This is a genomic window from Cohnella endophytica (assembly GCF_003628305.1).
Taxonomy (GTDB): domain Bacteria; phylum Bacillota; class Bacilli; order Paenibacillales; family Paenibacillaceae; genus Cohnella; species Cohnella endophytica.
On the sequence record NZ_RBZM01000004.1, the window covers coordinates 613,469 to 638,388 of the forward strand.

The window sequence follows — 24,920 nt, forward strand, 5'->3', positions numbered from 1 at the left end:
GTATAATGGGATCAAACGGATCCGGAGGATTGGCGAAAATGAACGAATGGCAATACGACCGTTACGGACAAGCCGCATTCATTAGTACGGACGGAGTAGCCGTGCGGATGGTTGGATAAAGGGGTGCTAAGAGATCGTTCAGGAGGCGTTGTCGCCTTCTCGCGGTCGAGTAGCGCCTCTTTGTCATCGAGACCGGAAACCACCATGTTGAGGATAACTTGCACGAGCAGCGGTCGTCCAAAACGGAAAAATGGTGGCGCAGGAAAGTTATCTGCACCACCATTTTTCCTTGCTAGCTTATCTTAGCGATCGACAAAGAGGTTATCTTTTTTAGTGTGATTCGGGTTCGTTCTTTTGTAAGACTTTACGTGAGTACCGTTTTTCTTCGTATAACTTTTGACATTATGCGTGGGCCCGTGATGAGGATTATACACTTTTTTGGCATCTGCCACCGGGATGGCAAGAACGAATACGGCCATAAGTACGATGAATAATGATGTTAGGCTCTTTTTCAATTTATTATCTCCTTAAAGATCGTTTCATAAAGCGAAGTTGGATCATTCCGACAGCGTAAAATTCTTAGCTTTTCCAATAGTTTACACTAACGACGAGAGGAAGGATAGAAGAAACGACAAAACCGGCAACGAAATATCGACGCGTTAGGGCTAGAAAAATAAGTCGACCCCCGTCTAGTGACGAGGGCCTTCAGGGGAGAGGAGAATAATAATACTATTTTGACTTCCTATGAGCTGGAACAGGCGGCGTAGGAGGTATTGCCGGTGCTGTTGGCGGAATTGGAGGGACCGGCGGGATCGGCGGAATAAAAGGAGTTGGAGGCAAAAACTGGGGGAAGTCCGGAAATAACGCCATGGTGTAATTCCTCCCTCCGGAATGGTTTGCATCATATTATTCGGACGGGGGCCATTTGCGAAGGTATTTGACCAGTATGTAATTCGATAAGTCGGGATTCGACTTGCGCCATGGTAAGTGAAAAATGAAAATGGAACTGCCTCAGCAGTTCCATCGGTCTTATAAAGGCATCGTCCATACGATCTCCGCAATGCGAACGCAAGCTTGGCGGGAATGCAATTGCAAAAGCACATGATCAGGTTTAACATCAACTATTGTACCTTCGATAGCTCCGCGAGTCGTTTCTAACAATACGCAGCGCCCGATTAAACGCCTGAGCGCTTCCACGACGTAAGGATCTACATTTGATACTGTTAGTATTTGGTTGGGACTCATCTGCGATGGGCTAATCTGACTTGGATGATACAAAAACAACAACTCCTTAGAATAGGTTTGAACCCATTGTATGCAGTTGCCTAATGAATGACTGGGCGGTTGTCTACAAACGTGAGTATGGGGAACATGCTTTTGCAAATGCAGCTGAAAGTTAATACGATCTGTACATGAAATTGTTGCCATAATCATGCAAAGTCTACGGCTAAAAGGAAGAGACTAGTCATGATTAAATCTAACGAGGTGAAAAGAAATGAATGATCCTGCTCTTGCCATGCGCCTGCTACGCGCCCGTCGCAAGGAAGCCGGAGTTTGTATCTACTGCGGCGGTCCCCTTCTGACGACGACGATGTGCGAGCCATGCGCAGATAAGAAGAGACCCGGTACCGGCGAAACAGCCATGCGAGCGAAAAGAAGATATCCCTTGGTAAGGAAATCAGCGTCCAAGACTCCTAAGGGAAAAAAGAAGAATGAAACTGACGGCTGAAGAACTGGAATTTCTCCGTTGTTGATATCATATGGCTTGAATCGATATTTAAAGGCCTGCTCTGATGAGCGGGCCTTTTCCTTTGGATATTCTTGCAGGATAATTTTACAAATTTCGCGAATATTCATATGATTCATGAAGTTCGTGGATATTAAGTAATATGAAATCACTTAAATCTTTTAAGATCAGGAGAACAATAATGTGGTTAGTTATTTCTGAATTAGGATTATTATTGATATGGATTGGGATTAAATCAACCGTCTCCATTTTTTACAATGAAAGCAACCAGAATTCATATTTTGTTCATTACCTTTATCATTCGTTTTTTGGCTTTCCAATAGTTTTTATTTTGATGTTATCAGTTCTGGTTATTTTTATAATCCACAATAAGATTAAAGAGTTAAAGACAAAAAGAGCATTTAAGATTCGCCTAATTACTAATAGTTTGCGCATTTCAAGAATACTTGTCTTGTTTTTTCTAATCTTAATGTGCATTTCAATAGGATATCAAATTCAGGAAGATTTCAATCATTACATTTCAAAGCAAACCATTTCAAAGACTCTAATAATTTCTGATTTCAAGTTATCTGATGGGGCTAGAATTAGTAAAAGTGTATTACCTTATCAGATTCAATCGGAAGGAGACATCTATTACCTTTATACGAAAAATAAATTATATAGACAAACAACATATACAATTCACTATTTCATAAATCATAGTAATGATAAAGTCATATTAGGAATTAAGGAATTATAAATCAATCAAAGAAGAAGTGACTTCGTATAACACCATGTTCACGTATCGGGGCATTCGCCCCTCGGTCCAGCAGAAGTTAGATGAGGATTCGAAGATGCAATGGACAGTTGCAGGGAAGCACATTCAGCCAGACACATCCAACTCCCTAACTGCATCGCGGCCGCCCTTCGGACTAAAGGGAGTTGGACGTCGTGAACACAAGAACGTTATGTGAATGACCGAAATACTAATTAAGAGGACGACTTGAATGAAAGCAATTCTGCCATTACCTAAAGGCATCACTGGATTTACAAACAATCAGAACTACCTTGAAGCGCATGATGTGAGAGGTATTTATAGTATTCTTTATACAATTTTAAGAGGGGGGAAATAGATTGGGAAGATCTTGATCTCACAGGGACGAATTATTATTACTTTGTGCTAAACTCAAAAAAAGGTGAGTTTCATTTTTTTATCAATGCGTATTTCCCTTTTGTAGCTATTGCAAGATATAGCATAGGCAATGAGTTTCATTTTTTAGAAAAAAATGAATTGAAAGATGATTTCAGACTTTTTATAGAGTGTAATTATTTCATTCTGACTAGAGAATTACTGGAACAACCATTCACTAAGGAAGATATTATTGAACTAGATAAAAATGAGATTAAACAGTATTATTATTGGAAGCCAGAAACAATTAAAGATATAGTATTTAATAATTAGGAGTAAGCGATTCGAGGAATTCGGTCACATCACATAACAATATGTTCACGCTTCGGTGCATTCGCCCCTCGGTCCGGCTGGAGTTAGTAATTTTCAGCAGCAGGGAAGCGTAATCAGCCGGACACATCCGCAACGACTAAGCACATCGCGCCCGGCGACTTCGTCGCCTTAAGTCGGTGGGATGTTGTGAACACAAGAACGCTATATACAATAGAGGCAAACATAAATAAAGGAGTTATTCTTTTCAATGCAAAATGAATTAGTATTCAAACTAAAGAAACTGTTCAGCCCGGATAATAAGCTATCGAGTTGGATACTTAAACTCACTCTTATTAGAAACGATTTGTTTTATGTTCATAGATCGTTAATTGATTACCTTGATTGTACTAAGAAAGCAAAGAGTGGTGAATTTATTTATTATTTTCGTTTAGCAGCTTCTCATTACAGAGAAGCTGCTAAGTATATAAGTAGAGGGAAAAATAAGCCTGAAATTCAAGCATTCATTCAAGAACTTTCAGATAATACTATTAATAACTATAAATTAATTATTGAGTCGTGTACCCCCTGGAAATCTTCTTTTGTAAATCAAATTGTAAAGCCAATAAGGGACAATTTCTTCCATTATGATATTGAAAGTTTTGAAGAAGACTACAATCAACTAGAAGACTTCTTTACAAGAATAATCTCTACTGGAAATACTAGAAAAGAGACAGAGTTAATTTTTGCTGATGAATTATCTATAAATTTGATCTTTGGAAATAAATCTAGACAAGACATCGAAAAAATACTTTCAGAATTATCCACGTATATGTCAGCATTAATTTCCTTTGTTGATGAAACTGTAGGTAGATTTATAAATAATAACAAAAATAAAAGTGCATATATAATTCGTGTTAAGAACTAGAGATTTGTAGGATTATTCAAAGATGGCCTCGACAGCATATAACACCATGTTCACGCTTCGGGTCATTCGGCCCTCGGTCCGGCAGGAGTTAGATGTGGGTTCGGAGAAGTAATTGACAGTAGCAGGGAGCAGATTTAACAACACCACATTCATGTATCGGGACATGCGCCCCTCGGTCCGACCGGAGTTAAAAAGAGGATTCGGAGAGGTTTTTGACAGTAGTAGGGAAGCGTAATCAACCGGACACATCCGCACCGACTAAGCGCATCGTGCCCGGCGAGTCTGTCGCCTTAAGACGGTGGGACGTCGTGAATGCAAGAACGTTATACGAAAATGTGCTAAGAGAAAGGAGAAATCTAATTGGGATATCAAATACAAAATAAATTTGTTATTGCAATAGCCTCTAGTGCATTATTTGATTTAACCGAATCTGACTCAGTCTTTAGAGAAAATGGAGAAGAGAACTATAGGAAATATCAAAGGGAAAATGAAAAAGTAGTATTAGGGAAGGGAGTTGCCTTTCCTCTTATAAAGAGATTACTAAGAATGAATGGAATAGAAGCAAGTGATCAACCCGTTGAAGTAGTTTTATTATCACGAAATGATCCAGATACTGGCCTCCGTGTTTTTAAATCAATTGAACATTATAGACTTCCAATTAGTCGTGCAGTTTTTGTCACGGGTAATGATCCATTTCTCTACATGGATGCATTTAATGCTTCTTTATTTTTATCAGGAAATATTCAAGATGTAAAACGTGCTGTTGCATTAGGGCTTCCAGCAGGATGTGTATACCCAACAGATTTCATTGATGATGATGAAGATGAGGAACTCAGGATTGCATTTGACTTTGATGGAATTATCGCCGATGACTCTGCCGAAGCTGTGTTTCAGCAGGGAGCTTTAGATCTTTTTCATCAGCATGAGCGCTTACAGGCAGGGGAGCCTTTACCTGCTGGACCATTACTCCGTTTTTTTCTTGAAATTTCAAAACTTCAAAAAAGAGAGATAGATAAGTTGATTGAAAACGTTAATTATAAACCTAAGATTAGAGTAGCAATCGCAACCGCAAGAAATGCACCTGCTCATGAGCGTGTTATCTCAACACTTAGGCAATTTGAAATTCGAATTGATGAAGCATTTTTCTTAGGAGGAATTGATAAAGATAGAGTTTTAAAGATATTTAAGCCGCATATTTTCTTCGATGATCAGGTAGGACATATTGAAGGTGTCGCAAGAATTGCTCCATCGGTTCATGTCCCTTTTGGAGTAAGGAATGTAGAATAGATCGTATATTCTTGATGGTTTTAAAAGGAAGAGCACAACTAAGAATAACACCATATTCAAGTTTCAAGACATCCGGTCCTCGGTCCGGCGGGAGTTAGAAGTGGATTTGGGGATGCAAAATGTAGTATCAGGGAAGTAGATTCAGCCGGACACATCCGCACCACCCAACTGCGTCGTGGCCAGTCACTTTGCTCCTTTAGGGTGGTGGGACGTTGTGAAAATAAAAATGTTATACAACATGATTTTATGTTCAAAACAAGAACATACTTTCGCACCATATTTTTATGTGGTAATATTTATATATATTACCAACTGAGGGAGGTGGAAGTATGTCCGAAATAAACATAAGTCTAACTCAATTTATCGATTTTACTTTAAAGCAAAGTCCATCTAAAGTTAGTGCTGTTAGAAAGATTAAAGAGCAAGGTGAATATCATCCTGCATTTGATTACTGGAGAGAACTAAGAGAAGCTATCAAAGCAATTCACGAAGACAATTTGAACATCTCATATTTAGATCATGTCATTGAAAAGGTTCATATAAGAAAAAAGAATCAATATACAGAAACTGTTAAGCAATATAAGAGGTTTGTAAGAAAGAAAAGTATTGAATGGTTTGATCCTGGCAAAGCATTTTGGGCTTCAGGAGATTTAGCGGTACGAGCAACCCCGGAGCTTGGGTTATTAATAAATGGACAACCACACTTAATTAAACTTTATTTTAAAGATGCCTCAGAAAAGTTAGAAAAGCGTTCAGCAATCCCAACTCTATCATTAATGGCTGCATCAACTAAATCTAATGATGTTCCAAATGCAATTAATTGCATATTAAATATTAAGAAATGTATGTTGTACCCGGCAGCGACAGAAAATAATCAAGATTTACTTCTCTCATTAGATGCAGAAGCAACTCATTTCGTTCATATTTGGAACAACATATAGATTTGAAAAAAAAATGCCGACAATTTGTCGGCATTTCTAATGAATAATAGTGAACTTGAGAAGGCAATCACGTCATGTAACGTCATGTTCACACTTCGCGGCAATCGCTCCTCGATCCGGAAGTAGCTAGATGCAGATTCTAAGAAGTAATTGGCAACAATAGAGAAACGGCATTAGCCGGACATATCCGCATAACTTAACCGCATCGCAGGCGGTCTATCGGACCTTAAGGTGGTCAATGACCTTAAGGTGGTGAGTCGTCAGTGAACACCAGAACGTTAGCTGAAATTCCCGAAAGCTAACCCTAAAGGGATGAGAATAATGCATCTACAACCAGAATTAGTTCAATTCAAAGTACTAAATGGCTGGAAGGTTTGTTAGAGTTTATGAGGGTTGGGTTTATCATCAGATAATACCATGTTCAAGCTTCGGGGCATGTGCCCCTCGGTCGGCAAAAGTTAGACGAGGATTCAAAGTAATCTTTAAGTACAATTTAATGCATTTTGATGACTTAACGACAAGGGGACTGGAATTTATTGTCGAGCGACAAGTTGAATTATTGGAATAATGAAATGAATCAATCAAAGGAATTTGCCAATAATCTTGGTGTACCTGAAGATGATTTTCAAAAAATAAACAAGTGGATTGAATCATGGGTAAAAATCAATCAACTAAATGAACCTGGCAATGAACAGAACAATAATTTTAAACGGGCGTATTTCATGTTACAGGATTCAACAATTGATTTAAATGATCAATCAAGTAAATATCTGATCGGACGTCTTATTAAGATGTACGATATAATCTGGGGCGGAATACTTTCTTCAACAATTGATGGTTCTACCATGCAAATTAAGCATTTTATTGACGGTTTTGAATCTAAGTTATCATTTTCTACTTTTGAGTTCGTATCTTTGTTGTCTTATTTAATCAATACACCAGTTAGTCCAAATTCAAATATATTCGAGAGCATTTGGGTAATAGAAAAGCGTAGTAAGTTTTTTGCAACATCTCAAATTGATTTTCAAAATAAAGCTTTAATATTTCTTTTGCAACTTAACGGTTCAAGGGGATTCCATCACAATTTAAAGGATTTTAAGAAGATATTATCATTCGTTGGCCAGGAAAATTCAGAAGTTTTTTCTTATTTAAAAAGCTATCAAGTTAGAAATAATCAAGGCTGTTATAAAGCTATTAATTACATTCTCATGCACTTTATTAGAGAAAAAGGATATGAAGATAAAAAGAATGCACATGAGATAATTTTATGGCTTGATAATGCAGAAGGAAGTTCACCGAAAAAACCTTGGCTAGATAAACTAGATTCTATCCAAAAACAATTTTTAGAAATTGAAATAAATGAAATTGCGAAATGGCTAATAGACAATAAGCACTTGGATCGTGAAGAAGGAACTGGATGGATTGACGACATATTCAAAAGATTTCATAAATCAGCTCTATGGTATTTAAATATGACAAGTTCAGCTTAAAGCAATTGATTGTATTTCAAGATGCCGGCGACTTCAATTAACACCGTATATACAAGAACTTATTTGAAAGATACACAAAATCAAAAGCAATTAAAGGGCGGGAAGACTTAATGGTTTTACTAATAATCATCGTGCTTATAATTGGACTAGCTGGAATTATTGGAAATCAATATTCGGGCATAAAAAGGATGGGATCAATTCAAAGATCGCTAGATGACATTAACCAGAAACTAAGGGATATGTATAATATCAATAAATAAACTTATGAGATCAATATAAATTCATGAAAACTATAGAGACTCATGGATAAGGATTGTGTATATGATCATTAATTTGAATCAAATCAAAGCAAATGCTAATAAGATCATTGAGGTAGAAGAACACGGTGAACCCGTTTGTAGTATCAAGATGCCGACAACTTCAAAATATTTCTCAACAACGATGAGTTCAAATGGAGAAGTATTGTATAGTACTCATTTTCAATTAATGAATGAACTAAAAATTCAATACCATTTAAGTGGCTTTGGAGTGACCAAACAACTGCTGCGTGTTTGGTTAAAGATACGAATAAGAATATTATCGGTGCAATGCAAAATATCGGAAAAGAACTTTTGCTTAGCTTTTATGAAGTGAAATTCAGGGATGAAAGCATCAAAATCTATGAGGTAACAAAAAAGCATTATGTTCATCTACTGATTTTTTTAGACAATAGACAAATAGGTCAAATCGAAAAGAGTTTAATAAGACAAAATAATCTTGATCAATATACGTTATTTCTGTTGGATAAGTATTCTAGATTCAAAGACATTCTTATTTTGTTTGTGGGTTATTTCGATAACTGGAATTATTCGGGTACTGGAGAATTTGTAATGAAGAAAAAGGAAATCGTGTGGGAGTGGACTTACAGTAAGGCAAATGAGAAATACAATAAAAAATGGCTACAAGAAAATTTCGATATAAGCGAAGAACACAAGTTAGCTATTGAAAATGAGGAAATGGGATTAATAGTCAAAATTCTATTTGTAATTTTAGGTTTAGCTGGACTGTCAGTCCTTGTCTTCGCTATAGTTGTACGTTTCAACTAATTGTTTCAGAAGACATTGACTTCAGGTAACACCATATTTACGCATTGGGCATAAGCACAGACATTAATTCGAAGGCGGGATAAAAATGAATGCCATTTTCAAACCGTATTTGTTAGATTTGAATCTTTCCGATCATTTGAAAGATGATATTCATTCTTTTTTTATTGCCCATAACGATAATGAAACTTTGGAACATACCCTTACCGTTGCATATGAAGCGAGGAGAATTGCAGAGCTTTATGGTGTAGATCCTATAAAAGCCGAATATGCAGCATTATTACATGACATCAGTAATGTCGTTCCAGTGAAGGAAATGTTGAGTATGGCAAAAGAACTTGGAATTGAATTACTTGAAGATGAATATAAGTATGCACGAATCGTACATCAGAAATTATCGAGTGCTATGGCCAAGGATATATTTCATATGAATGATCAAGAGATATTAGACGCAATTGAGTGTCACACGACTTTGAAACCGCAATCGAGCATGTTGGATAAGGTGCTTTTCATTTCCGACAAGATATCATGGGATCTTCCTGGAGATCATCCTTATTTAATTGAAATTAGAAATAAAATTAACAATCATAAACTTAATGAAGGAGTACTTATTTATTTGAACCACATTTGGGAACAACGTTCGAAACTAAAGTTAGTACATCCGTGGCTAATAAAGGCGAGAGAAGAGTTGTTGAAAATAGGTCCATGAGTAGGCGAATCCACTTATTCGAGGAGGAAAAATGAAATACTTTAAACTTCTCTTAATCGTATTCGTTTTGGTTTTATTTCAATTAAAAGATAGTTCAAATGGGAACAGTGAAACTGTTTTTTTGGTTATGAAACCTTTGGACTCATCCAGTAGAGAATTTTCAATAATGGGTGCTTCAGGCGCTAACTCTACAATAATATACACATTGGGACATATAAGTGAGCCTATTAGTATTGAATTTTGGCTTGATCATTACTTGAATGGACAATATAAAGAAAAAATACTTGATCTTCAAACATATCTGAGTAAGAGCGAAAAAGAAAATAGACTATATATCTTTAATAGGACTACAGAATCTACAAAACCATTATGGACAATAACGTTAAGACAAAACAGAGATTTAAGCGTATTGAGTAATTCAATTACTCAACCAACTGCTGATTCAAGTGTTCGTAATTTCAAGGTATATCCCAATTTATATATAAAAAAAGGGAAAGAAACATCGTTAGGAATTATCTCGATTATTCTAGGTTCCAACGACAATCAATTTAATGTTAATGACAGCGAAGAAGAAACCATAAAGAAGAGCGATGAAGTATTTATTATTAAGTGCAGGATAGAGTGAAAGGAGAAATACATGTCTGATTACTTTTGGGACAATCAAGTAGAGTACCTCAGAAATACTCGATGGCTATATTACAATGATGATTATCTTGAGTTCCTAATTCAAAAGGTATGGAAGATTAGCGAACCCGTAAAAATAATCGATTATGGCTGCGGTTATGGATATCTCGGTCTTAAACTGCTTCCAATGCTGCCGGAGGGCTCTACCTATACCGGATTGGACAAAGGTAAGGATTTGATTGCGAAGGCAGAGGGATTATTCGTTAACCTTCCGTATCAAACTGAGTTCATTGCAGCTGACATTGAAGAAGCAAATATTAACTGCGAGTATGACATTGCCATGTGTCATGCTTTTTTACTGCATATGACTGAACCAACAACTATTCTGAAGAAGATGATTCAAAGCGTTGTGAATAGTGGGAAAATCATATGCTTTGAGCCCCACTGGATTGCGAATATGGCCAATTTTCATTTCGATGGGCTAGATCAATCGAAGGTAATACCATTAGGAATTCTTCAGAGATTGTTTGAAGAAGATGCTAAGCAGAATGGGAAAGACGGGAATATCGGAATGAATGTGCCAATACTTCTAAGCCAATTAGGTATAAAGAATATAGATTGTCGAGTGAGTGATAGAGTTAATTTTTTTGGATCAAAACATGGATTTATTGATTAAGAAAAAACTATATCAATCTCTAAGAGAAGATGGATTCGGTCAAGTCCCAGGCGATATTAACGAAGTTTTGAATAATTTAATTAGGAGAGGGTTGTCTGCTGACGAGGCAGGAAGACAATATGAAGCTGAGTTATTATTGTCTCAAGAATTTGGAGAGAGCTCGTGGTTAACGTACGCTCCGAATATGAAGATTTCGTGTGGTACGGTTTATCGATAGTCGGCGTGACGTCGTGAAGCGTTCATTGGATGTAAGTTATTGTCGTAATAAACCTAGTATTGTCGTTTTCCTATATTCTAGTATAATATGATCGATGGAAATTATTAGAATATCGGGGTGACTAAATGAAAAGATTTTTGTTCATTTCATTGGTAGTATGCTTTTTGTTAGCCGGCTGTGGGGCAGAAAGCAAGATTGCAGAAATCAAATTCGGCGATTGGTCCGAACATAAAGATGATTTGTTAGTAAACGAACGAAGTACGTTTAAAATTAACGAGAACATTACACTTGCTTTTGAATCATCTGATAAATTCGGAACGAGGTCACTAGGCGTACATTTATATAAAGCGTCAAATAGTCAGTTGCTTGATAGTTGGGACGTGGATGTTGATCCTGACTGGAGCTCATATAGTTCCGAATTTCAAACATCCGAAGACGATGAATTGGAACCGGGTGAGTATGAGATTGCGATCTTTAAGGACACTTCCCGCATCGGGGAAGGTAAATTTACAATCGAATAAACGGATTGACAAAGTACTCCTTAACAGGAGTATTTTTTTATCAGCCCGTGGGCTTTGGGTCTCGGGCGGGTATACACGGGAAAAAAACAAAAAGAACAGTAGGGACCTACTGCTCTTTTTGTTTGAACTTAATATTTACATGGCAATCGGTGGGGCAGCTGAAATAATATTCCGTCTAACGAGTTCAGCTCTTGCAGACTCATCCGATGGCAGGTATCCCTTTTCAAGCAATCCTTTTGTATAGCGCGAGTTATATGTCCAGCAAGCAACCCAATAATAGATGCTCAAAGTTACGATCCCAAGAAGCCAGATCCTTAATAAATTCCTAAAATCGCCCCGGAATATCGGAACCCACAATCCGAAAAAGAACAATGTCCACGAAAAGCCCAACTTAATTCTCTTGGTAACGCCTGATGGGTGCCGCAAAGTAATTTTCAAGATATCACCTTTAATATTCCCCATCGGCTGGGGGATTGGCTTGAACATGAATGACATCATTTTACACCAATCGACTCAATTTGGCGATATGTGGGAGAATTTCAGTGTTTAATTTTTTTAACTAAAAATATACCAAAATTTACTCCGAAATGTAGATAATAATGCAACTAAAGCTCACTTTCACTTGCAGCCCGGGGGCTTCGGCACTCGGGCTTTTCTCTTCCATTTCCATGAGGTAAAATGGCACAAACGACCTCAGGAGGAAATCATGCACATAAAGAAGCTCATAATCATCCCAGCTATTACTCTCTCATTAATAGGGTGTTCTACTTATGTAAATCCAACAACTCAGAATTCCAATGTAGGTGGGACAGATCTCGAATGGGCATTCACAAAGTCCGACCAACATCCGGAAAAGTTACTGATAAGTGTAATAGATTCGGCTAAGTCTACGTTAGATGTCGCGATCTACAGTCTCACCTATCCGGATATCGTCGATGCGATCAAGAACGCTAAAAAGCGTGGCGTTAAGATCCGTCTAATAACCGACAAACAGCAATCAGGCGGTAAAACGCAAACGGAAGCATTAAAGTTACTAGGAAGCGCCGGTGTACCGATGAAGATCAATAAACACAGTGGCTTGATGCACCTAAAAATGGTCGTGGCAGATAACAAAATCGCAACAACAGGTTCATTTAATTATTCCAAGGCTGCGAGTACGACGAACGATGAAGTGCTTATGGTCATCAGAAAAGAAGAAGTTGCCAAATCATTCGCAGCTGAATTTGAGGCCATGTGGAATGATGATAAGGGATTTAAAACGATCGAACCGAAGATCGCTCAACCTTAAAACGGTAACCTAATTAGAAAATGTGTACCCCTCAAATACTTTTAACCCTTCGTCATTTAATACTAGTTCAACTACGACTGGTTTATGAGGGCTTCTTTCAATAACTTCCTTACAAGAAATCATGATATTGCTACCAGCGATTTCAGCTAGTTGATCATGTGAAACGCTATAGACTATTTTCCCTAAATGAGACCACACCATAGCTCCCGTACACATTACGCAGGGTTCGCAGCTGGTATACAGCGTGTATTCGCTAAGATCAAAAATATTATTTTCAGAGCAATAGGTGCGTATGAGCCCAATTTCGGCATGATGCGTAGGATCGCAATTACTATTTATTTTATTTTCTCCATACATGACGATTTCGTTATTTTTCACTAAAATCGCACCAAATGGTTCATTTCCATCTTTTCTGGCTTGTAGAGCTAATTTAATGGCTACTTCAATAAATTGTTCATCTTTTTTGGTCAATTTCAGCCCCCCAGTTAACGTTAGTATAACAGAAATAATATCTTTTCCCGTGACTAGGCAAACGCCAAAATCGGGATTACATAAAAAGTCGACCCCCGTCTCGCGACGAGGGCCTTCATGGGAGAGGAGAAACCGGACGAAGAGCTTATGGGGAAACGTAAGTCTTCTCCGCGGTTGTCCCCGACACCTCTCGGTGCCGGTAATATCATTGTGACCTTAGCCGAGGAAAATATACGTTTCGATGGAAAAAAATTAGCGAACGTCCTAAGCTTGTGAAGAGGCGGCTGGAATATGCTTTTGAATCGCCGAAGATTGTGGTAACATAACACCAGTTAACGTACATAAAGCTTACGTCTTTAAGGTGATAAGGCGCTGCATGATGGGGTTGAGAAATTGCGAGTCATTTCAGGACAGGCCAAAGGACATCGGCTTAAAGCGGTGCCTGGCAACAATACGCGTCCGACGACGGACAAGGTTAAGGAATCGCTATTTAGCATGATCGGTCCTTATTTCGATGGAGAACGCGTGCTGGATCTTTTTGCCGGAACGGGCGGATTGGGAATCGAAGCCTTAAGCCGCGGTGCCGGCTCCGCGGTATTTATCGATTCGCAAACGCAGAGCATCGAGGTAATCCGTAGCAATCTGGCATCGACGAAATTAGCGGAGCAGGCCGAAGTGTATCGGAACGATGCGCGAAGGGCGCTTAAGCTTCTGGAACGCGCGGGTAAACCGTTCGATCTTATTTTCCTGGATCCGCCCTATGCGTTGCGGGATTGCGATGAATTATTGAAAGAGATGGCTTCGAGAGGTCTTGTGGCCAACGATGCCGTTGCGGTCATAGAGCATCATCCGGACGTCGCGTATACCGAGGTTTTCGGCGGTTTTCAACGGAAAAGATACGCGACCTATGGCGAGATCGCTTTGTCGATCTACCGATTTCAGACAGAAGACGAGGCGGAGCATAGCCCAACCTCGATCCGAGAGGAGGCAACCGAAGATGAGTCCTCAGCAGACCCGAATCGGACATGAATTTCGTATTGCCGTATATCCGGGGAGCTTCGATCCCGTTACGTTCGGCCATTTGGACATCATTCGGCGTGCGGCCAAGCAGTTCGATCGCGTAATCGTAGCGGTGCTGAACAACACGGTCAAATCGCCGCTATTCAGCGTGCAAGAAAGAAAAGAGCTGCTCGCGGAGGTGACGCGCGATCTGCCTAACGTCGAGATCGATAGCTTCCGAGATTTGCTCGTTCGATATATGCGCTCTCGGCAGGCCCAAGTCATCGTACGGGGAATTCGGTCCGTGACGGATTTCGAATACGAGCTGCAGATGGCCTCCACGAACCGCCAGTTGGACGAAGGCATCGAAACGGTATTCATGATGACGAACCCGAAATATTCTTATTTGAGTTCGAGCATCGTCAAAGAGATCGCCAAGTTTAATGGCCCCGTGCACGATTTGGTTCCGCCGGCCGTCGAAGTCGCGCTCCAAGGTAAATACGTTCCGCCTGACGAGTCCTCTAAGTAAGGTGGGACTTGAGACACGAGAAAAGAAGCCAACGGTTTTATTGTTGGCTTCTTTTTATTTCGATTATTGGTTACTAACTAGATCACTTGCAGAAGAACGAATGGGCTACGCACCGCGAAAGATGCAGATGTACAGGTTTTCGTCACAGGATTGTCCCCAAATAATAAGTTCCTGCGAATGTGCAGGAATTATTAAGGGACAATCCAATTTTAATCCGATTCGGGTCAGAAAGCTGCACTTTTGCAGGAAATGGTGAGGGTACAACCGAAATAGCGCGCAATTCCTGCAGACCTGCAGGAATTGCGCGACTCAGATACGACCATCATGAAAATTGGCGCCCATTCATTCCATCGGAGGTTGGGAAGATGGGGGGCTCTTATGTGGCTTTGGCGGTTTTGGACGGATGATCGCCGCGAGCAACGCGAGAAGCAAGAAAATTCCGAAGCTGACGAGCGCGATTGCGAGATTCTGGGTCAAGTGTCCCCAACCGCTTGGCATCGGTCCTTCCGCTACCCAGGCTTCCGTTGCCGGCCAACGGACGGACCAAGGGCCGAGAGCGAGATTTTTGAACGAAACGGACGATGCGGCCGAAGCGACAAAATAGGTGACGACCAACGCGATGGCTCCGTGCAGAAGTCGGCTGGCGATGACTTTGAGCCAAGGGAACGCTCCCGAACCGAAGGCCGCACGAGCCTGCAGCAAGCCGCTCCAGCCGCTCCAGGCTAACACGCAGGCAATGAGCGCCGCGCCCTGCGCCGGAGCGGAGGAGAACAGAGCGGAGCGGCTGCTTTCGTATGCGCCGAGATTCATCTCATAGAAGCCGGGAAAGGCAAGCCATAGGTCGTTGCCGGGAATGAATAGCTGAACGAGACGGATGACGACGGCGCTCATAATCATGAGGCCTCCCAACGTCATCAGCGTGCCGACCGCGTTCGTAACCGAATCCGCTAGTTGCTTGCCGAGCGGACGGCCATCCTCTTTGCGCGCGTCGGCTGAGGCGCGTAATGCGCGCACCAGCAATGCGCGCGTTTGGGTAACCGGGATGTGGGGAACCTTAGGTTTCCTCGGTTTCCCGATGCGCGCCCACCAATAACCGGCGATGAGCGCTGAAGTCCATAGCCCGATCGCGATAGACCACCCGAGCTCCGGGGATTGAAGGAAGCCGCAGCCGATCACGAGAACGACGAGGAAAGGGTTGGGCAGATGGGAGACGAGCAGTACGGTATCGATTTCATCATCTTGAATTAATCCGTTATCGCGAAGGCGTGCCGTTTCTTTGGCCCCCGCGGGAATGCCGGCCGCCCAACCGAAGGCAATCGCCCAGCCCGCCGAGCCGGGCAGGCGGAACAGACCGCGCGTGAGCGGTTCCGCGAGCGTAGAGATGCCGTGCAGAAGCCCGGAAGCTGCCAATAGCTCGGCCAATATGAGAGGCGGGAGAAGACCGGGAAAGACGTTCTGCCACCAGATCTGCAAGCCCGATAGCGAAGCGCTAAACGCCTCGCCGGGCGAATGAACGATGCCGACGACCACGGACAACGCAGCCGCGCCCAAAACCAGGGATAAGAAGACGGGATTTTTTTTGACCGCAGGGTTGTCCATTGAGTGATGCCTCCTCGTACGAACACATTACAATGTACGCCGGGAAGAGGCTTGATAGACCATCTTGTCCAGGGATGGAGGCAACCGAGTCAGAGACGTATCGGAGGTTGGGTGTAGTCCCGGTAGGCTAAGGACGATTCGGAGGAGCGGAAAGCGAGGGCGTATACGGCGGAGGCTTGGGCATCCAGCGCCAAATAAGGCCAGGCTCCCCTCGCGGCGGAGTCGATGACGGGTACTTTCGCTTTTTTGCGCATCTCGTGCAGCAGCGTTCTGCCGCGTTCATTAAATCCGAGCACCCGAATATACTCTATTCCATCCGCTAATCGATCGGGGGCGATCAATTCTTTGCGGTGACCCAGCAGAATTCGCAGGAGTGTTCTTTGAAGCTTCGTTCGGGTATATCTCTTCGTTTTCAAGGACTGAAGCAGCTCCGACACGGTAAGTTCGGACAAGCCGGGAAGAGCTTTCTTGATTCGATGTTCCAGCCCTTCGGTCACTTCCGCGTACTCGGCGATTCGCGCTTCGTCCTGACGGAATAGCTCATGGTAGAGTGGGCGGGCGAAGCTTTCCCAATGAATCGGAGCCCGTCCGGCCGATATTTCGCGACGTAAAATGTCCAATGTCGTGTCAGGTACGTAAGGAGACAAGGCGTCAAGCGAGCCTTCTTCGCCAAGCAGGAGCTTACGAAGAGCGGTTGCGCTGGCAATCCGGATGTCGGTAATATCGTCTTGACCGTATTCGGATTTCTCCCGGCGAACCGTGTAGGGCGCGATGTCGCTGTTTATTTTGCGCAGAGCGATTAAATAATGAAGGCCCAACGTGTGGTTAGGCTGAGACAGCGACGAAGCGTGCTCGTCCATTCCGCGAAGCCGCAAATAGACCGTTGCGGCGGCCGTGAACGCGGACGGATAGGGAAGGCCGGACTTGAGCTCGGCGGCCAGGAACGGGGCAAAATCTTCGGGTTCGTCGGCAAGCAACGAAGCGAGCAGTTGCAGCGATTCCAAGTCCCCGCTTTCGCTTCCAAAGCAGATGGAATCCACGATTCCGGTCGCGTCCAGAATCGCTATGGAACCATGAGCGAACCATTGCGCGGGTTGCGAGCTATACGCGACGGGCAATTCCAGCACGAGATCGCATCCGGCCCGAAGGGCCATCTCCGCGCGCGCCCATTTATCGGCTAACGCCGGTTCGCCGCGCTGCAGGAAGTTGCCGCTCATGACCGCGACGACGCTATCCGCACCCGTTATTTTCTTGGATTGCTGCAAATGATAGAGATGTCCGTTGTGCAATGGGTTATACTCTACTATGACGCCTACTGTCGACATGGCGGCCTCCTGACCCGGAAATGGGAAAATTAATGTTTGCCACAATATAACACGCGAAGCGTTCGCAAGAGAAGATTGCCCGAAAACTCTCTGATATTGTTGACAAAGGCCGTTCAAACTCGATATAATAATTTTTGTTTGTTTGGAGTGATCTCATTGTTGCTGAAAGTACAAGAACTTGTAGCCCGACAAGAGTCGATGAAGGCACAAGGCACTCTCGACTTAACGGATTTGTTCCGGGACAGTCCGGAATTCAAGCTGCTAACGCCGGTCGAATACGATCTAGTCGCGCAAGCCGCGAACGATCGGATCCTCGTATCCGGACAGCTCTCATGCGACGTTCGCATGCAGTGCTCGCGTTGCTTGGATCAAATCGAGGAAAATGTCCGCGTTCCTTTCGAGGAGCAGTTCAGGATCATCGATGAAGACGAAGAAGCGGAAGCTCAGATGAGTGAAGACGATGATGCCGTACCGGTATCGGAAGAGCGGATCGACCTCGTGCCGTTCTTGGCGGAAGAGTTCGTGGTCCAATTACCGTATGCGCCTCTCTGCAAGGAAGATTGCAAGGGGTTGTGCCCGGAATGCGGAAGTAACCTGAATGAACAATCGTGCGGTTGCAATACGGAGAAGATCGATCCCCGTATGGCTGCGCTTCAGGATTGGTTTAAATCTCAGAATGATTAGCCCAAGGCTTCCTTAGCCGAAAGCGACTCGGACCTGATAAGGAGGTGGCAGCAATGGCAGTCCCTTTTGCGAAGACATCGAAAGCCCGCAAACACAAACGCCGGACGCACTTTAAGTTGGTAGTTCCTGGTATGGTGAAATGCGAGCAATGCGGAGAGTTGAAAATTTCGCACCGCGTATGCAAAGTGTGCGGTACTTACAAATCGCGCGAAATCATCAAGCAATAAAGCTTAGACGCGTCAGGGTTCACGACGGGGAAACGCATTCGGCTGCATGCAGTCCGTGATGCCGTTTCATGCGTTCGTTGCATACCGGCGCGTTTTTCTTTATACTCTTTTTGGCACCAGGTATTAAAGGTTATCTACAAATATTAAGCTCGAAAAGCTTATTTCTAAACAGGAAAGCGCGGTGGTGGGTATGGAACGGCTTCCTAAACGTCAGCGTCATCAGCAGTTAAGCAGGCTTTTGGACGAGAACCCATTTCTCACCGACCGGGAACTGACGCGGCAGCTTAAGGTCAGCATCCAGACGATCCGTCTGGACAGGCTTGAATTGGCTATACCCGAGCTTAGGGAAAGACTAAAGCTTATGGCCGAACGTTCTTACGATTCCGTGCGTTCGTTGCCTTTGCATGAAGTGATCGGGGATATTCTCGACTTGCAATTGGACAAAAGCGGGATTTCCTTGTTCGAGATCAGCGATGAGCACGTATTTTCCCGTTCGGGCATCGCCCGGGGACATCACGTATTCGCGCAAGCGAATTCGCTTGCCGTCGCGGTCATCAACGATGAAATCGCGTTAACGGCTTCGGCCGATATTCGTTTCGTGCGTCCAGCGCGTTTGGGAGAAAAATGTATTGCGAAAGCATACGTTAGAACGAGCGGGGAACTTAAAGGCAAAGCAAAAGTAGAAGTGTTTACATATGTAGGCGAGGAAATGGTGTTTCAAGGGAACTTTATTATTTATAGATCCGCGGGAGAATCGAAATCATAAAGGAGTGTAGCTCATGCGGATTGCCATAGATGCCATGGGCGGCGACAACGCGCCGCACGCTCAGGTCGAAAGCGCTTTGTCAGCGGCTGCCGAATGGCCGGATACGCATTTGATTCTGGTCGGCGATCCGGAAGTGCTTCAACCTCTACTGGGACCAAAAGCTCCTAGCAGCATTACGATCGAAAGCGCGCTCGAAGTAATCGGCAGCGAGGACGAGCCGGTTAAAGCCGTACGGCGCAAAACGGATTCCTCGATGGTCGTGGCCGGACGTTTGGTGAAGGAAGGCAAAGCCGACGCGATGATCTCCGCCGGGAATACCGGCGCGCTTATGGCCACGGGGCTGCTCGTCGTCGGAAGACTGAAAGGAATCGAACGTCCGGGCTTGGCCGCGATATTCCCAACGCTCGATAACGTAGGAATACTGGCTCTCGATATGGGAGCCAACATGGACGCCAAACCGGAGCACCTCGTTCAATACGCGCTCATGGGAAGCTTGTACCGTAATAAGGTGCATGGCATCCGCGAACCGCGCGTAGGCTTGCTTAACGTAGGCACCGAAGCGTCCAAAGGGAACGAGTTGACGAAGACCGCATTCGAAATGCTCGAGCAGGCTCCGATTAATTTCGTCGGCAACGTGGAATCCCGAGACGTGCTGGAACGGCCGTGCGATATTCTCGTATGCGACGGCTTCTCGGGGAACATCATGCTCAAGTCGATCGAAGGCGCGGCATCCGCGATATTTACGCTACTTCGCGGGGAATTAATGTCGACTTTTACTTCCAAGTTGGCTGCAGGCATGCTTAAACCAAGTTTTCGCCGCGTAAGAGACAAAATGGATTACAATGAATACAATGGAGCGCCGTTGCTCGGCATTAACGGGTTGGTCGTCAAAGGGCATGGCTCTTCGGACGCCAAGGCGATGAAGACGGCGATCAGGCAAACCCGCACGGCAATCGGCAACAGACTGATCGCGGCAATCGTCGACGAATTCAGCGGAAAGTGAGAGAGACCCATGAATGAGATTTCCGTAGGCATTCTCGGAACGGGCAAATACGTTCCCGAACGCCGCTTAACGAATCAGGATCTTGAGAAAATGGTAGATACGAACGACGAATGGATCGTTAGCCGGACGGGTATGCGCGAAAGAAGAATCGCCGCTCCCGAGCAAGCGACATCGGATCTTGCTTACGAGGCGTCGCTCCAAGCACTTCAAGCGGCGGGGCTTACCGCGGACCAGATCGATCTGATCATCGTGGCAACCATTACGCCGGACATGTTTTTCCCGTCCACGGCGTGCCTGCTGCAAGAAAAGCTCGGCGCTAAGAACGCGGCCGCTTTCGATCTATCCGCCGCTTGCTCCGGATTTATCTACGGCTTGGCGAACGCGACCGGATTCATAAAGATGGGAATGTACAAGCACGTTCTCGTTGTAGGCGCGGAATGCTTATCGAGAATTACGGACTACACCGATCGCAACACGTCGATTTTGTTCGGCGACGGCGCTGGCGCGGTCGTTCTCGGTCAAGTGCCGGAAGGACGGGGCTTTAAGTCGTTCAAGCTGGGAGCCGATGGAGCCGGCGGAGATCTTCTTCGCATTTGCGGTGGCGGATCGCGCTTGCCGTCGTCCGAGCAGTCGGTGAACGAAAAGCGTCATTTTATCGAAATGAACGGACGCGACGTGTTCAAGTTCGCCGTGCGCGTCATGGGGAGCGCGGCCGAGGAAGCATTGGCTCACGCCGGTTATACGAAAGCGGACATCGATCTTCTTATTCCTCATCAAGCCAATATTCGTATCATCCAATCCGCGCTCGAGCGGCTGAACTTATCCGAAGATAAAGCCATGATCAATCTGGATCGTTACGGAAACATGTCCGCGGCATCGATTCCGCTCGCATTGGCGGAAGCGGTCGAGGAAGGCAGAGTGAACGAAGGCGACTGCTTGGTGCTCGTCGGCTTTGGCGGCGGACTTACTTGGGGCGCTTCGGTATTGATCTGGTAAGCAGAGGAGAGAATGATTTGGGTAAAATCGCATTTGTGTTTCCCGGCCAAGGCGCTCAAGCGGTAGGCATGGGGAAAGACGCGTACGAAAGCAACGATGCGTCCCGCGCGATCTTCGATCGGGCGGACGAGGTGCTCGGTTTTCCGTTGACGAAGCTCGCGTTCGAAGGACCGGACGAGCAGCTTCGCCAGACGGCGAACACGCAACCGGCATTGCTTGCGACGAGCGTGGCCTTGCTCGAGATGTACAAGGCGCAAGGCATCAAGCCGGACTACGTGGCGGGTCATTCGCTCGGCGAATATAGCGCGCTCGTAGCGGCGGGCGTACTCGCTTTCGAAGACGCGCTGCGGCTCGTCCGCGCGCGCGGCCAGTTCATGGAGCAGGCCGTGCCTAGCGGCCAAGGCGCGATGGCGGCCGTACTCGGCGCTGAACGCGAAACGTTGCAAGCGTTATGCGCGGATATTACCGCGACAGGCGGCCTTGTGGAACTGGCCAACGTTAACTGTCCGGGCCAGATCGTCGTTTCCGGGTCCGCCGAGGGCGTAGCCGCGGTCGGCGAACGCGGCAAGGAAGCGGGCGCCAAGCGGGTCATTCCGCTGGACGTGAGCGGACCTTTCCATTCGTCGCTCATGCAGCCGGCGGCCGATAACTTGGCGGCGGAGCTCGCCAAAGTCGCGTTCAACGACGCGGCTGTTCCGGTAATCGCCAATGTACACGCCCAACCGGTCACGTCCGGCGACGAGCTTCGGAACTTGCTCGTGCAACAGGTCGTATCTCCGGTTCAATGGGAAGATACGGTGAAATACTTGATCGGCGAAGGCGTCGATACGTTCGTCGAGATCGGTTCAGGCACCGTTCTAGCCGGTTTAATCAAGAAAATCGACAAATCCGCGCAGGTCATTTCGGTCAACAGCGCGTCCGCGGCTGCCGCGGTTGCGCAATGAGTTCGAAACTGCGACAATGATCGAGAGGGTGAACCGATAATGGCGATGTGGGATCTAAACGGAAAAAGCGCTCTCGTAACCGGGGCGTCACGCGGTATCGGTCGCGCGATCGCGATTGCGCTCGCGGAAGCCGGGGCCGACGTGGCGATCAACTACTCGGGCAGCGAAGCCGCTGCGGCGGAGACGGCGAAAGCCGTGGAAGCGCTCGGACGCAAAGCGATCGTCATTAAGGCGAACGTCGGCAAGTCGGCGGAATTCGAAGAGATGGTTGCCAAGACGCTCGAAGCGTTCGGCAAGCTGGATATTCTCGTGAATAACGCGGGCATTACCCGAGACAACCTCATTATGAGAATGAAGGAATCGGAATTCGACGAAGTCATCGAGACGAATCTGAAAGGCGTATTCAACGGCGTCAAAGCCGTAACGCGCCCGATGATGAAACAACGCTCCGGAAGGATTATCAACATCTCTTCCGTAGTAGGAGTTCTCGGAAACGCGGGACAAGCGAACTACGTCGCTTCCAAAGCCGGAGTAATCGGCATGACGAAATCGGTAGCCAAGGAGCTGGCTTCGCGCGGAATCACGGCTAACGTCGTCGCGCCCGGTTTCATCGAGTCGGATATGACGGACAAAATCCCCGCGGATCTTCGCGAGAAAATGTTGGGAGAAATCCCTCTGGCCCGCATGGGCCGTCCCGAGGACATCGCGGCGGCCGTCATTTATTTAGCCTCCGATGCCGCCTCATACATGACCGGCCAAACGATTCACGTCGACGGCGGAATGTACATGTAGGTTGGTTAGGCGGTATGGCTTTTTGTCCATGATTCACGTATAATACGTTAAGGGAGGTGAACCGGATGTCCGATGTACAAGAACGTGTAAAACGCATCGTTATCGAACGCCTAGGTGTTGAAGAGGCAGAGGTAACAGCCGAAGCATCCTTCAAAGACGACTTAGGCGCTGACTCTCTCGATGTGGTAGAACTCGTTATGGAACTCGAAGACGAATTCGACTTGGAGATTTCAGACGAGGATGCAGAGAAGATCACAACGGTGGGAGAAGTCGTAAAATACATACAATCTCATGCGTAATGATCGACCGGGTCCCGTTATCGCGACGGGACTTCTGCACATTTAAGGCGCCGCTTCACGCTCCGAAGCGGGGATGAATACCCTGAAGAGGTGAATAGGTTTTGACACAGCGTGTTGTCGTCACAGGTATGGGGGTCGTTACGTCCCTAGGTTCGGATTTGCCAACGTTCTGGAACAATCTGTTGAACGGAAAGTCTGGCATCAGCTCGATCGAAGCTTTCGATACGAGCGAGTATACAACGAAGATTGCCGCAGAAATCAAGGATTTCGATCCTGGTGCATATATCGACAAAAAAGAATCCCGCAAAATGGACCGCTTCGTGCAATTCGGAGTCGCCGCGAGCAAGCTCGCGGTCGAGGACGCCAAGCTCCTCATCGGCGAGAATGTCGACCCTGAACGGGTTGGCGTTATCGTAGGATCGGGAATCGGCGGACTGGGCACATGGGAAGACCAGCATACGATCTTGATGGAGAAAGGCCCGCGACGCGTTAGTCCGTTCTTCATTCCGATGATGATCGCGAACATGGCCAGCGGCCAAATCTCGATCACCACGGGCGCCAAAGGACCGAACACGGCTGTCGTGTCGGCCTGCGCGACGGGAACTCACTCCATCGGAGATAGCTTCAAAATGATTCAACGCGGCGACGTGGACGTTATGATCTGCGGCGGCGCGGAAGCGACGATTCGTCCGATCGGCATGGCGGGTTTCTGCTCGATGAGAGCGATGAGCACCCGCAACGACGAGCCGGAGAAAGCAAGCCGTCCGTTCGACGTGGATCGCGACGGGTTCGTCATGGGAGAGGGTTCCGGAGTAGTGATTCTGGAATCGCTTGAGCATGCAGTAGCTCGCGGCGCGCATATCTACGCCGAAGTAATCGGATACGGCATGAGCGGCGACGCGTTCCACATGACCGAACCCGATCCGGAAGGCGCGGCGCGCAGCATGAGCAAAGCGCTCAAAGATGCGGGCATCGATCCGAACGCGATAGATTATATTAACGCGCACGGGACATCGACGCCGGTCGGCGACAAGTCCGAAACGTTAGCCGTGAAAAAAGTATTCGGAGATCACGCTTATAAGCTCGCGGTCAGCTCGACGAAGTCGATGACGGGGCATTTGCTCGGCGCAGCCGGCGGCGTGGAAGCGGTTGTACTCGCGTTGACGTTGGAGAAGGGAATCATTCCTCCAACGGCTAACTTGGACAATCAAGATCCGGAGCTTGATCTCGATTTCGTTCCGAACACTCCGCGGGAAGCGGACGTGCAAGTGGCATTGTCGAACTCCTTCGGATTCGGCGGTCACAACGCAACGATCATTATGCGTAAATACGAAGCCTAATAAGCGCGTGAACGTCGAC

The 24,920-nt window shown here is 45.5% G+C and carries 26 protein-coding genes and 1 pseudogene; 23 read left to right on the top strand and 4 right to left on the bottom strand.

Features of this window, described 5'->3' with window-relative positions:
- Positions 1-123 precede the first annotated feature (123 nt).
- Positions 124-306, top strand: a complete 183-nt coding sequence (locus D7Z26_RS28090; protein ID WP_407643499.1) for a hypothetical protein — start codon at positions 124-126, stop codon at positions 304-306.
- 723 nt (positions 307-1,029) lie between these two features.
- Here D7Z26_RS28090 and D7Z26_RS27995 read toward each other — a convergent pair.
- Positions 1,030-1,434: a DUF2642 domain-containing protein gene (locus D7Z26_RS27995; RefSeq protein WP_325050442.1), complete on the bottom strand. Its 405-nt coding sequence runs from the start codon at positions 1,432-1,434 to the stop codon at positions 1,030-1,032.
- A gap of 1,299 nt (positions 1,435-2,733) precedes the next feature.
- Here D7Z26_RS27995 and D7Z26_RS27920 point away from each other — a divergent pair.
- From D7Z26_RS27920 to D7Z26_RS09445, 11 genes and pseudogenes are all read left to right on the top strand, one after another.
- Entirely contained in the window at positions 2,734-2,859 is a 126-nt protein-coding gene (locus tag D7Z26_RS27920) for a hypothetical protein (RefSeq protein ID WP_267900993.1), read from the top strand.
- 576 nt (positions 2,860-3,435) lie between these two features.
- Positions 3,436-4,092 carry a hypothetical protein gene (locus tag D7Z26_RS09395; protein ID WP_120976109.1) on the top strand — a complete coding sequence of 219 codons (657 nt, stop codon included), beginning with the start codon at positions 3,436-3,438 and terminating at the stop codon, positions 4,090-4,092.
- A gap of 360 nt (positions 4,093-4,452) precedes the next feature.
- On the top strand, positions 4,453-5,379 hold the full coding sequence (locus D7Z26_RS09400) for a 5'-nucleotidase (RefSeq protein ID WP_120976111.1): 927 nt from the start codon (positions 4,453-4,455) through the stop codon (positions 5,377-5,379).
- 329 nt (positions 5,380-5,708) lie between these two features.
- The gene (locus D7Z26_RS09405) at positions 5,709-6,320 is read left to right on the top strand and encodes a hypothetical protein (protein WP_120976113.1); all 612 of its coding nucleotides are present in this window, start codon (positions 5,709-5,711) and stop codon (positions 6,318-6,320) included.
- 536 nt (positions 6,321-6,856) lie between these two features.
- A complete protein-coding gene (locus D7Z26_RS09410) occupies positions 6,857-7,810 on the top strand; it encodes a hypothetical protein (protein ID WP_120976115.1) in 954 nt (317 codons plus the stop codon).
- Positions 7,811-8,361: 551 nt separating this feature from the next.
- Positions 8,362-8,895: a hypothetical protein gene (locus tag D7Z26_RS09415; protein WP_120976117.1), complete on the top strand. Its 534-nt coding sequence runs from the start codon at positions 8,362-8,364 to the stop codon at positions 8,893-8,895.
- Positions 8,896-8,980: 85 nt separating this feature from the next.
- Entirely contained in the window at positions 8,981-9,601 is a 621-nt protein-coding gene (yqeK, locus tag D7Z26_RS09420; RefSeq protein WP_120976119.1) for a bis(5'-nucleosyl)-tetraphosphatase (symmetrical) YqeK, read from the top strand.
- A gap of 31 nt (positions 9,602-9,632) precedes the next feature.
- On the top strand, positions 9,633-10,226 hold the full coding sequence (locus tag D7Z26_RS09425; RefSeq protein ID WP_120976120.1) for a hypothetical protein: 594 nt from the start codon (positions 9,633-9,635) through the stop codon (positions 10,224-10,226).
- 12 nt (positions 10,227-10,238) lie between these two features.
- Positions 10,239-11,118 (top strand): annotated as a pseudogene (locus D7Z26_RS09430) (class I SAM-dependent methyltransferase).
- Positions 11,119-11,243: 125 nt separating this feature from the next.
- On the top strand, positions 11,244-11,639 hold the full coding sequence (locus D7Z26_RS09435) for a hypothetical protein (protein ID WP_120976122.1): 396 nt from the start codon (positions 11,244-11,246) through the stop codon (positions 11,637-11,639).
- A 706-nt stretch (positions 11,640-12,345) separates the two neighbouring features.
- Positions 12,346-12,927: a phospholipase D family nuclease gene (locus D7Z26_RS09445; protein ID WP_120976127.1), complete on the top strand. Its 582-nt coding sequence runs from the start codon at positions 12,346-12,348 to the stop codon at positions 12,925-12,927.
- Between the two features lie 9 nt (positions 12,928-12,936).
- Here D7Z26_RS09445 and D7Z26_RS09450 read toward each other — a convergent pair whose 3' ends face one another.
- Positions 12,937-13,398, bottom strand: a complete 462-nt coding sequence (locus D7Z26_RS09450) for a nucleoside deaminase (RefSeq protein ID WP_120976129.1) — start codon at positions 13,396-13,398, stop codon at positions 12,937-12,939.
- 372 nt (positions 13,399-13,770) lie between these two features.
- Here D7Z26_RS09450 and rsmD point away from each other — a divergent pair, with 372 nt between their 5' ends.
- Together rsmD and coaD are read left to right on the top strand one after the other, a co-directional pair.
- Positions 13,771-14,427 carry a 16S rRNA (guanine(966)-N(2))-methyltransferase RsmD gene (gene rsmD / locus D7Z26_RS09455; protein WP_120976131.1) on the top strand — a complete coding sequence of 219 codons (657 nt, stop codon included), beginning with the start codon at positions 13,771-13,773 and terminating at the stop codon, positions 14,425-14,427.
- Positions 14,396-14,926 carry a pantetheine-phosphate adenylyltransferase gene (gene coaD, locus D7Z26_RS09460; RefSeq protein WP_120976133.1) on the top strand — a complete coding sequence of 177 codons (531 nt, stop codon included), beginning with the start codon at positions 14,396-14,398 and terminating at the stop codon, positions 14,924-14,926. The genes rsmD and coaD overlap by 32 nt, the downstream gene beginning before the upstream one ends.
- 342 nt (positions 14,927-15,268) lie before the next feature.
- Here the strand turns inward: coaD and D7Z26_RS09465 are convergent, their stop codons facing one another.
- A complete protein-coding gene (locus tag D7Z26_RS09465) occupies positions 15,269-16,525 on the bottom strand; it encodes a nucleoside recognition domain-containing protein (protein WP_120976135.1) in 1,257 nt (418 codons plus the stop codon).
- Positions 16,526-16,614: 89 nt separating this feature from the next.
- Positions 16,615-17,850: a nucleotidyltransferase gene (locus D7Z26_RS09470; protein ID WP_120976136.1), complete on the bottom strand. Its 1,236-nt coding sequence runs from the start codon at positions 17,848-17,850 to the stop codon at positions 16,615-16,617.
- A gap of 156 nt (positions 17,851-18,006) precedes the next feature.
- Between D7Z26_RS09470 and D7Z26_RS09475 the strand changes: the two genes are divergently transcribed.
- The 9 genes from D7Z26_RS09475 (at position 18,007) to fabF (ending at position 24,901) form a co-directional block, all read left to right on the top strand.
- Positions 18,007-18,534, top strand: a complete 528-nt coding sequence (locus D7Z26_RS09475) for a YceD family protein (RefSeq protein WP_120976138.1) — start codon at positions 18,007-18,009, stop codon at positions 18,532-18,534.
- A 53-nt stretch (positions 18,535-18,587) separates the two neighbouring features.
- A complete protein-coding gene (gene rpmF / locus D7Z26_RS09480) occupies positions 18,588-18,761 on the top strand; it encodes a 50S ribosomal protein L32 (protein ID WP_115990919.1) in 174 nt (57 codons plus the stop codon).
- A gap of 190 nt (positions 18,762-18,951) precedes the next feature.
- On the top strand, positions 18,952-19,527 hold the full coding sequence (gene fapR / locus D7Z26_RS09485; RefSeq protein WP_120976140.1) for a transcription factor FapR: 576 nt from the start codon (positions 18,952-18,954) through the stop codon (positions 19,525-19,527).
- A gap of 13 nt (positions 19,528-19,540) precedes the next feature.
- Positions 19,541-20,530 (top strand): phosphate acyltransferase PlsX, encoded by a 990-nt coding sequence (gene plsX / locus D7Z26_RS09490; protein ID WP_120976142.1) that lies wholly within the window; start codon positions 19,541-19,543, stop codon positions 20,528-20,530.
- Between the two features lie 9 nt (positions 20,531-20,539).
- The gene (locus tag D7Z26_RS09495) at positions 20,540-21,526 is read left to right on the top strand and encodes a beta-ketoacyl-ACP synthase III (protein WP_120976144.1); all 987 of its coding nucleotides are present in this window, start codon (positions 20,540-20,542) and stop codon (positions 21,524-21,526) included.
- A 17-nt stretch (positions 21,527-21,543) separates the two neighbouring features.
- Positions 21,544-22,470 carry an ACP S-malonyltransferase gene (gene fabD, locus D7Z26_RS09500; RefSeq protein ID WP_120976146.1) on the top strand — a complete coding sequence of 309 codons (927 nt, stop codon included), beginning with the start codon at positions 21,544-21,546 and terminating at the stop codon, positions 22,468-22,470.
- A gap of 45 nt (positions 22,471-22,515) precedes the next feature.
- Entirely contained in the window at positions 22,516-23,262 is a 747-nt protein-coding gene (gene fabG / locus D7Z26_RS09505; RefSeq protein WP_120976575.1) for a 3-oxoacyl-[acyl-carrier-protein] reductase, read from the top strand.
- A gap of 65 nt (positions 23,263-23,327) precedes the next feature.
- Entirely contained in the window at positions 23,328-23,561 is a 234-nt protein-coding gene (acpP, locus tag D7Z26_RS09510) for an acyl carrier protein (protein WP_115990925.1), read from the top strand.
- Between the two features lie 101 nt (positions 23,562-23,662).
- Positions 23,663-24,901, top strand: coding sequence for a beta-ketoacyl-ACP synthase II (fabF, locus tag D7Z26_RS09515; RefSeq protein WP_120976148.1), 1,239 nt, complete (start codon positions 23,663-23,665; stop codon positions 24,899-24,901).
- Positions 24,902-24,920 lie beyond the last annotated feature (19 nt).